Below are 9,314 nucleotides of genomic sequence, written 5' to 3' on the forward strand. Positions count from 1 at the left end.
GGGTTCGCCGCCCCGCCTCCGACGCTCCGGACCGATATCAGCGCGGGCGCGCCGAGTTCGGCAAGCCTGTCATAGCCGAGCGTTTCGATCGCGGCGATGCCTTCGAACATCGCTTTCAGATAATCGGCGTCGTCCGCCGGCCGGGGCGCAAGGCGAGGCGGCAGCGCCGGATCGGCGATCGGAAATCGTTCGCCCGTGGCGGGAAGCGGATAGTAATCGAGGCCGGTGTCGGTCTCCGGGTCGATTGTCGCGCTGAGTTCGATGATACAGGCGAGCGGAAAATGCTGAGCCAGCACCTTGCCGCCGGAATTCGACGCACCGCCCGCCAGCCAGGCGTTGCCGAGCCGGTGGCTGTAGATGCCGAAGCGCGGCGCCGCAATCGGCCGGTCGGACAGGATCTTGATGGTCAGCGAGGATCCCAGCGCAGTGACGCCGTCGCCGATCGCGGCGGCACCGGTCGCCAGGAACGAGGCGCAACCATCCGTGGTTCCGGCGACGACGGCCACATCGCGCGGTAAGCCGAACAGTTCCCCGGCTTCCGCGGTGAGGGCGCCCGTGACCTCGCCCGGTTCGACCACGCGCGGCAGCAACTCCATGCGCATTCCGGTCGCCGCGATCCATTCCGGCCAGCGGCGGGCCTCGACATCATAGCCTGTCTTCAGGGCATTGTTCTCGTCGCTGATGTCGAAGCGGCCGGAGAAGTTTCCGGCAATCCAGTCGGCCTGATGCAGCACCGCCGCAATGCCCGGCAGATGCTGGAAGCGCAGGGCCTTGGCGAGGCCGGATGTCGCTCCGTGCGCTGCACTTGCAGCCGGCGCGGTGCGGGCGATCACGGCCAGGACGTCGTCGTCATCGACCTTGTCGTTGTACATCAGCGGTTCGGCCAGCGGCCGCCCGGCGGCGTCGACCGGCAGCAGCGTGCCGGAGGTGCCGTCAACGGCGATGGCGCGGACCGCCGTGCGGTCGATGCCGGAAAGCAGCTCCGTCAGCACCGTCTTGACCGCTTGCCACCACGCCGTGGGAGCTCGCCCCTCGCTGCCAAACCTGTCGAGTGGGACGGCCGCGTGCCCGGCTATGGAAAAATCCGGGCGCATGGCGACGGCGCGCGCACCCGATGTGCCGATGTCGATGCCGATGGCAAGTGGCATCATGCCCATGCTAGCCGCCAGCCGCGTTTAGCTTCTGGCGATATTGCTCGGCGTCCCAGTTGACCAGTTCGTCATTCTCGGAAGCGGTGAGATAGTTCAGCCGCGCGGCGACATCGATGCGCGCCGTCACGTCGGCGAGGCAGCGTTGCATGGCATCGGCGCCGGCACTGGCGTCGCCGCGCATCAGCACGCCTGCGCCGGGAAACAGGATCGCCGCAGGCGACGTGCCCAGTCGTGCAATGACATCGGCCACCGCCTCGCCTGGTTTCGCCACGACGGAGCCCTGGCCGAGGAAGATGACGTGGTCCGGATAGAGGCTGCCGGCCTGCGCCATGCGGCGGCTCTCAGGGTCGAGCGCAACCGCATGCGCTTCGACAGCGGCCGGTAATCTGTAGCCGCTGCCGCCGGCAAGCGCCGCCAAGGCGTCGAGGTCTGGTGCGGCGGTCGCGCGCGCCGGCCGGGCCAGCAATGACCTGATACGGCGCAGCAGGAGCTCCGCCCCGGCGACGGTTTCGGCGGCGACGACCAGGCCGTGATTGCCAAGGATCAGCACGTCGACACCAGGCCGCAGTTTCTCGGCGATGCCGCGTGCAAGCGGCAGGCCGGGCCGGAAATAGGGCACATAGGCCCATTCGATGCCATCGAGCCGCCTGGCGACCTCGGCCTCGCCATCGGCCTGCACGGCAAGCGAGATGGTGTCGACGCAATGGACATGCAGAACAACGCGCTGCGGCATCAGGGCGTGCACCGTGGTCTCGATCGACGGCCGCAGGCCGCGCGGGTTGAGCGCTGCAATGGTGAAACCCTGCGGCTGGTCGGCGGCGCGATCGCGCTGCTCGACGGCTCTCAGCAGCGGCGCCATCGCCACCGGCACCATGATGTCATCGACGAGCGCGTCCTTCAGCCAGGTGCCGGAGGCCTTGATCCACAGCGTGTCGCCGGCTTTCAGCGAGGTGTTGCCGCCTGCCGCCTGGGTCAGATGCGGGCTCCGCCCGATGCTGGCCGAAAGCGCCCGCAAGGCCGCCAGTTCCTGCGCATCAGCTTGGGTCGCCATGGCGCTTTTCCTCCAACGGCTCGGCCGTGTCCTGCGCGAAATCCCGTTGCCGGGGTCGAATTGGCGCTGATATCGCAGATACGAGTGATCTACGTCAATAGTGATCTACTATCATCAAAACCCGCTTGCAATCTGGCTAATGTTGAGTAAGTTGCGCCAACTGCCATGGAAAATGGCATCCGGGAGGAAAGAATTGAGCGACTCCGGCCGCCAGCGTCAGATCGTCGAACTGCTGCGGGATCGTCCGTTCGCTTCGGTGCGTGAGCTGCAGGAACGGCTTGGCGTTTCGGCCGCGACGGTCAGGCGCGACATCGACCGGATCGACGAGGCCGGCGAAGCACGGAAGGTCTATGGCGGCATCTCGGCACTCGACGGCGCTTCCCAGGCCGGTGTCGCCTACGCCCGGCCCTATGACGAGAACCGCGACCTTGCGGTCGAGGCCAAGCGGCAGATCGCCGCTCTGGCGGCGACCATGGTGCGTGACGGCGACGCCGTTATCGTGCATGGCGGCTCGACCTGCTTCCATCTCGGGGTCAAGCTCGCCGAGCGCAACATCCGCCTCTACACCAACTCGATGCCGCTGGCGGCCTATCTCAGCGACCACGGCCATTGCAGCCTGACGGTTGCCGGCGGTGATCTGCATCGCGAGCCCGGCATCATCCATTCGCTCACCCAGGCCGTGCCTTTCTACGCCTCCAAATTCTTTCTCGGCGCGCAAGGCCTTGGCCAGGAAGGCGTGATGGAATCGCACCCGCTGCTGGTACGCTCGATCGTCGATCTCAGCCTCTGCGCCGACCAGATCGTGGTGCTGGCCGATAGCCGCAAACTGTCGATCCACGCGCGCAATGTCGCGCTGCCGCTTTCGCGCATCGGCACGCTGGTCACCGACGACGGCCTCTCCGACGCAGATGCGCGCATGCTGGAAGACGCCGGCGTCATGGTGCGGATAGCCTCGGGAGCCATCCAGTGAAGGTGGCTGTCCTCGATTTCGGCAAGACCAATTCGAAGCTGTTCGTCTTCGGCCAGGACGGGCGGATCATCGACGAGCGCCGGACACAGCCGAAATGGGTGCGCCAAGACGGCTTCAGCGTGCTCGACGAGGCGGCCCTCCACCATTGGGCGCTCAGCGCCGTTGCCGATGCGGTCGACGGTCATGGAGTGGAAGGGGTGATGGTGTCGGGCCATGGCTGCACCTTTGCCTTGGTCGACGAGGCGGCGCTGACGCGTCCGATCCTCGATTACGAGCAAGAGCCGCCGGCCGAGATTGCCGCGCGGATCGATCGCCGCATTCCTGACTTTTCCGAGACGTTCTCGCCGCGGCTGCCGCTCGGCTTCAACTACGGCCGCCACATGCTGTGGCTGCAGGAGGTCGATCCGGACGCGTTCGCTGCGTCGAAATCGATCCTCGGCTATCCGCAATACTGGAGCTGGCGCCTTGGCGGGCGGGCGGTCTCGGAAGTGTCCTATCTCGGCTGCCATTCGCATCTGTGGGCGCCGCGCCGCCAAGACTTTTCCTCGCTGGTCGACGCGCAGGGCTGGCGTGACCGGATGCCTGCCTTCGAGCGCGCCGGCACTGTTATCGGCGAGCACCGCCTCGGCGCCGCGGCGCGACCGATCGCCATCCACAACGGCGTCCATGACTCGAATGCGGCGCTGCATGCCTATCGCCGGCAGGAGCTTGGCCCGGTCACCGTCGTTTCGACCGGCACCTGGGTCATCGTGCTCAATCCGGACTGCCCGCTCGACGCACTCGACCGGGATCGCGACATGCTGGTCAACGTCGATGTCGGCGGCGGCCCAGTACCGACCATCCGCTTCATGGGCGGGCGCGAATTCGCAACAATCAGCGCCGGCTGGCAAGGCGAGATCGCCGGCCCAGTGGTGCAGCGGGTGATCGATGCCGGCATCATGGCGCTGCCGAGCTTTGCGCCGGGCGGGCCGATGTCGGGGCATTCCGGCCGACTGGTCGGGCGCGCGCCCAATGCCGAGGAACGCGCGGCCGCGGCGCTGCTCTATGTCGCGCTGATGGTCGATCTCTGCCTCGACCTCATCCATTCGAACAACACCGTGATCGTCGATGGCGGGCTGAACACAGGCGGTGTGCTCGCCGGGCTGCTGGCGCAGTTGCGTCCCGGCCAGGCCTTCCTGCAGGGCGCCACGCTGGAGGGCAGCGCCACGGGTGCCGCGGCGCTCGCCTTCGAGAGCGTCGGGCGCGAATTCGCCGCCGAAGTTCCGGAGCCGGTGCGCGCATCGCGTTTCACCGGGTTGGCAGGCTATCGCAGCAATTGGCGCGACGCCACCATGGACCGCGGCGTCGCTGATGCGGCAGTGGGAGGCGCGCGATGAGTGCGATTGCCAGGGCCGAGACCGCGCGCCAGCCGGTGCTGGAGATGCGGCACATCTCCAAGACGTTCGGCACCATCCGTGCCTTGCACGATGTCTCGCTCAGCGTCCACGCCGGCGAGCTGCACGCCTTGATGGGCGAAAACGGCGCCGGCAAGTCGACATTGATGAAAGTGCTTTCAGGCGCCTATCGGCCGGATGCCGGCGGCGAGATCCTGATCGACGGCATGCCGGCCGCGACCGGCGATCCGATCAAGGCGCGCGCCAGCGGCGTCGCGGTGATCTATCAGGAGCTGTCGCTGGCGCCCAATCTGACGGTGGCGCAAAACATCTTCCTCGGCAACGAGCCGCGACGCTTCGGTATCGTCGACCGCGACCAGTGCACCCGGCGCGCCAGGGAGATCGTCGCGCGTCTGGGCGTCTCCTTTTCGGCCCGCGACATGGTCTCCAGCCTGTCGCTCGGCGAGCGCCAATTGGTCGAGATCGCCCGCGCGCTGTCGACCAATGCGCGCATCATCGTCATGGACGAGCCGACCACGTCGCTGACCTCGCGCGAGACCGACCGGCTGTTCGAGGTCATCGCGACGCTGAAATCGCAAGGCATCGCCATCATCTACATCAGTCACCGCATGGAAGAGGTCTACCAGCTTGCGGATCGCGTCAGCGTGCTGCGCGACAGCGGTTATGTCGGTACGCTCGAGCGTGCCGACCTCAGCGCCTCGCGCCTGGTGTCGATGATGGTCGGCCGCGATCTGTCGGCTTTCTACAAGAAGGATCATCGGCCGCCGGACGAAAAGCGCGCGGTGGCGCTCTCGGTGCGTGGCATGTCCGACGGCCGTCTCCTGAAAAACTGTTCGTTCGACCTGCACAAGGGCGAGGTGCTGGCGCTGGCGGGTCTGGTCGGCTCCGGCCGTACCGAGCTTGCGCGGCTGATCTTCGGCGCCGACAGGCGCGTGTCAGGCACGCTGGAACTCGACGGCAAAACGATCTCCATCGGCTCGCCGCGCGAGGCGCTCGATGCCGGCATCGCCTATCTGACCGAGGACCGCAAGGAACTTGGCCTGTTCCTCGACATGTCGATTTCCGACAACATCAGCATGGGCGTGCTGGCGCGGGATTCGCGCGCCGGCGGCTTGCGCGACTTCGCGACCGCCGAAAGGCGCGCTTCCAAGGCTGTTGCCGATCTCTCCATCCGCACCAGTTCGGTGCAGGCCAATGCCGGCTCGCTGTCGGGCGGCAACCAGCAGAAGGTGCTGCTCGCCCGCCTGCTCGAAACCGAGCCGAAGGTCGTCATCCTGGACGAGCCGACCCGCGGCGTCGATGTCGGGGCGAAATCGGAAATCTACCGGCTGATCGACAATCTCGCCAAACAGGGCATTGCCATCCTGATGATCTCCAGCGAACTGCCCGAGGTGATCGGCGTCGCCGACCGCGTGCTGGTGATGCGCGACGGTACGATATCGGGCGAGGTGACGGCATCGCAAGGCGAACCGCTAAGCCAGGAGAAAATCATGGAACTTGCAACAGGAGCGGCTCAGCAATGACCGACAAGGCGACCGAGATCAGCGCAGGCGGCCAGGCCACCGGCACAAGCCGACGTTTGCGCACGGCTTTCGCTGCCCTCGGCATGCTGCCGGTGCTGATCCTGCTGGCGGCCGGCTTCCAGTTCCTGAACCCGCGCTTCCTGACCGAGACCAATCTTCTGATCGTCACCCAGCAGTCGTCGATCAACATCGTGTTGGCGGCCGGCATGACCTTCGTCATCTTGACCGGCGGTATCGACCTGTCCGTCGGCGCCATCCTCGCCGCATCGGCGATGGTGGCGGTGATGGTGTCGCTGGTGCCGGACTGGGGTTTGCTCGGCGTGCCGGCGGCCATTCTGGTCGGCCTCGGCTTCGGCCTCATCAACGGGCTGCTCATCGCCTACATCAAGCTGCCGCCCTTCATCGTCACGCTGGGTTCGCTGACCGCGGTGCGCGGTGTCGCCCGCCTGCTCGGCCAGGACACCACGGTGTTCAACTCGGACCTGCCGTTCGATTTCATCGGCAACGGTTCGCTGTTCGGCATTCCGTGGCTGGTCATCATCGCGCTGTCGGTGGTGGTGCTGTCCTGGCTGGTGCTCAAGCGCACCGTGCTCGGCACCTGGATCTATGCCGTCGGCGGCAATGCCGAAGCGGCGCGGCTGACCGGTATCAAGGTGCCGCTGGTGCTGCTCTTCGTCTATGGCGTTTCCGGCCTGCTGGCCGGTCTTGGCGGCGCCATGTCGGCGGCCCGGCTCTACGCAGCCAACGGCTTGCAGCTCGGGCAATCCTACGAACTCGACGCCATTGCTGCGGTCATCCTCGGCGGCACCAGCTTCGTCGGCGGCGTCGGCTCGATCTGGGGTACGCTGATCGGCGGCCTGATCATCGCGGTGCTCTCCAATGGGCTCATCTTGGCCGGTGTCTCCGACATCTGGCAGTACATCATCAAGGGATTGGTCATCATCGTGGCGGTCGCCCTCGACCGCTACAGGCTCCAGGCAGGAGCAAGAACGTGATTGACCTTAGTCGCCGGCGTCAACGACCGGTTTGTGTAACGCACCGTGAGAGGCGCGGGGCAATCGGAGGAAAGCAATGAAGACCATCGCCAAACTGCTCTGCGGCGTCGCACTCGCGTCGCTCGCCATCGCGCCTGCTTCGGCCAAGGACCTCAACAAGGTCGGTATCTCGGTCGGCCTGCTCGGCAATCCCTTCTTCGTCGCCACCATCAAGGGCATCGAGGACGCGGCCAAGAAGATCAACCCGAAGGTCGAGGTGACCTCGGTATCGGCCGACTATGACCTCAACAAGCAGGTCTCGCAGGTCGATTCGTTCATCGCCGCCGGCGTCGACGTGATCATGCTCAATGCCGTCGACGCCAAGGCGATCGCGCCGGCGGTGAAGAAGGCGCAAGCCGCGGGTATCGTCGTTGCCGCCTTCGACGTTTCGGCGCCGGGCGCCGACGTCACCGTGATGACCAACAACGTCAAGGCCGGCGAAGAGGCCTGCCAGTACCTGGTCGACCACACCGGCGGCAAGGGCGACTACGTCATCCTCAACGGACCGGCATCGTCCTCGATCCTGGAGCGGGTGAAGGGCTGCAAGAACGTGCTGGCGCAGCATCCCGACATCAAGATCCTCTCCGACGACCAGAATGCCGAAGGCTCGCGCGACGGCGGCCTGAAGGTGTTCCAGTCGCTGCTCACCCGCTTCGACAAGATCGATGCGGTGTTTGCCATCAATGACCCGACGGCGATCGGCGCCCAGCTTGCGGCCAAGCAGCTCAACCGTTCGGAATTCATCTTCACCGCCGTCGACGGCGCGCCCGATATCGAGAAGGAACTCTCCTCCGGCACCTCGATGATCAAGGCCTCGGCCTCGCAGGATCCTTACGTGATGGCCGGCCAGTCACTGACGATGGCGGCCGAACTGCTGGCCGGCAAGAAGCCGGCGGAGCCGACCGTGCTGCTCGACCCGAAGCTGATCACGGCCGAGAACCTGAAGGACTACAAGGGCTGGACCGCGGCCCGCTAAACGTCCCTCAGCAGCGTGCGGCCGGGATCACCCGGCCGCACGTCTTGTCCAGGCATCGGTTCCCCAATGGGGTCGATGCGCAGCACCGGAGACGATGATGTCGCGTATTGGAATCCATTCTTTCGTCTGGTCGGCGGGCTCGGCCCAGGCCGATCTCGAGCGCACGCTGGCCAACACCAGGGAGGCCGGCTTCGACCTCATCGAATTCTCCTATCTCGATCCCGCCAATGTCGACATCGGCGGGCTTGCCAGGCGCATCGCCGATCTTGGCCTCGGCGTCGCGATCAGCATCGGATTGCCTGCTGATGGCGACATTTCGAGCGCCGACAAGGCGATTGCCGCGCGCGGCGTCGAAATCCTCAACGACACCATCGCGCTGACGCGCGATCTCGGCGGCCGGAAGGTCGCCGGCATTCTCTCGACCAGCCACGGATTGCAGGTCGAGGCGCCGACGCGCGCTCAATGGCAGCGCAGTGCCGGCACGCTGGCCAAGGTTGCCGAGACAGCCAAGGCGGCCGGCGTCACGCTCAACCTCGAGATCGTCAACCGCTTCGAAAGCAATCTGCTCAACACCGCCGCGCAAGGGCTGGCCTTCATCGAGGACACAGGCTCGGACAACATCTTCCTGCATCTCGACACCTTCCACATGAACATCGAGGAGGCCGATGTCGGGCTGGCCATCCGTCATGCCGCCGATAAGATCGGCTATGTCCATATCGGCGAAAGCCATCGCGGCTTCCTCGGCACCGGCAATATCGATTTCGCCGCGATCTTCGATGCGCTGACTGCTATCGGCTACAGCGACGACCTCAGCTTCGAATCCTTCTCTTCGGAAATCGTCGATGAGAACCTGTCGAAGAAGACCGCGATCTGGCGCAATCTCTGGACGGACAACATGGCGCTGGCCAAGCACGCGCGTGCTTTCATCGGTCTGGGAATGGAGACGGCAAGGCGCAAGGCGGAACTCGTCTCGGCGCGGCACAAACCCTGACCCGCCCGTCGAGAGCCGAAGGACGCGGCGTGCGCCGCAGGGCAGGGCTCCGAACTCAGATTAACAAAAAGCCTCGTGGTAGCCGGTGTTGGTAGCTTTTGTGCCGCCAGTTTTTCCGAGATAGGAATTTTTTCTTGACTCGGTGACCTCAGCTATGGTACATATTTGCTTATGGTGCTGATTTGCGCCAGTGACCCGCCGCACAGGCGGGTTTTTTTTTTGGT

8 protein-coding genes are annotated in these 9,314 nt (G+C 65.5%); 6 read left to right on the top strand and 2 right to left on the bottom strand.

All coding sequences use genetic code 11. From position 1 onward, the window contains the following. On the bottom strand, positions 1–1,151 hold a 1,151-nt coding region (locus tag EN984_RS12000; protein WP_164765446.1), incomplete at its 3' end, for an FGGY-family carbohydrate kinase. A 7-nt stretch (positions 1,152–1,158) separates the two neighbouring features. Then, positions 1,159–2,202 (bottom strand): class II aldolase/adducin family protein, encoded by a 1,044-nt coding sequence (locus EN984_RS12005; RefSeq protein WP_127266684.1) that lies wholly within the window; start codon positions 2,200–2,202, stop codon positions 1,159–1,161. A gap of 193 nt (positions 2,203–2,395) precedes the next feature. On the opposite strand from EN984_RS12005, the gene EN984_RS12010 reads away from it, so the two are divergent. From EN984_RS12010 to EN984_RS12035, 6 genes are all read left to right on the top strand, one after another. Continuing rightward, positions 2,396–3,172: a DeoR/GlpR family DNA-binding transcription regulator gene (locus EN984_RS12010; RefSeq protein ID WP_127266683.1), complete on the top strand. Its 777-nt coding sequence runs from the start codon at positions 2,396–2,398 to the stop codon at positions 3,170–3,172. After that, positions 3,169–4,548, top strand: a complete 1,380-nt coding sequence (locus EN984_RS12015) for a carbohydrate kinase (RefSeq protein WP_127266682.1) — start codon at positions 3,169–3,171, stop codon at positions 4,546–4,548. The genes EN984_RS12010 and EN984_RS12015 overlap by 4 nt, the downstream gene beginning before the upstream one ends. Further along, positions 4,545–6,089: a sugar ABC transporter ATP-binding protein gene (locus tag EN984_RS12020; protein WP_127266681.1), complete on the top strand. Its 1,545-nt coding sequence runs from the start codon at positions 4,545–4,547 to the stop codon at positions 6,087–6,089. Before EN984_RS12015 ends, EN984_RS12020 begins: the two co-directional genes overlap by 4 nt. Then, positions 6,086–7,084, top strand: coding sequence for a ribose ABC transporter permease (locus EN984_RS12025; RefSeq protein ID WP_127266680.1), 999 nt, complete (start codon positions 6,086–6,088; stop codon positions 7,082–7,084). The genes EN984_RS12020 and EN984_RS12025 overlap by 4 nt, the downstream gene beginning before the upstream one ends. A 76-nt stretch (positions 7,085–7,160) precedes the next feature. After that, positions 7,161–8,099: an ABC transporter substrate-binding protein gene (locus EN984_RS12030; protein ID WP_027038073.1), complete on the top strand. Its 939-nt coding sequence runs from the start codon at positions 7,161–7,163 to the stop codon at positions 8,097–8,099. 97 nt (positions 8,100–8,196) lie between these two features. Further along, the gene (locus tag EN984_RS12035; RefSeq protein ID WP_127266679.1) at positions 8,197–9,090 is read left to right on the top strand and encodes a sugar phosphate isomerase/epimerase; all 894 of its coding nucleotides are present in this window, start codon (positions 8,197–8,199) and stop codon (positions 9,088–9,090) included. Positions 9,091–9,314: the final 224 nt, after the last annotated feature.

It is taken from the genome of Mesorhizobium sp. M7A.F.Ca.CA.004.12.1.1 (genome assembly GCF_003997835.1).
Taxonomy (GTDB): domain Bacteria; phylum Pseudomonadota; class Alphaproteobacteria; order Rhizobiales; family Rhizobiaceae; genus Mesorhizobium.

What these genes read in the sequence shown, in the direction of transcription:
- EN984_RS12005 (WP_127266684.1), bottom strand. Translation starts at nt 2,202, where the DNA reads ATGGCGACCCAAGCTGATGCGCAGGAACTGGCGGCCTTGCGGGCGCTT.
- EN984_RS12020 (WP_127266681.1), top strand. Translation starts at nt 4,545, where the DNA reads ATGAGTGCGATTGCCAGGGCCGAGACCGCGCGCCAGCCGGTGCTGGAG.
- EN984_RS12030 (WP_027038073.1), top strand. Translation starts at nt 7,161, where the DNA reads ATGAAGACCATCGCCAAACTGCTCTGCGGCGTCGCACTCGCGTCGCTC.
- EN984_RS12035 (WP_127266679.1), top strand. Translation starts at nt 8,197, where the DNA reads ATGTCGCGTATTGGAATCCATTCTTTCGTCTGGTCGGCGGGCTCGGCC.
- EN984_RS12025 (WP_127266680.1), top strand. Translation starts at nt 6,086, where the DNA reads ATGACCGACAAGGCGACCGAGATCAGCGCAGGCGGCCAGGCCACCGGC.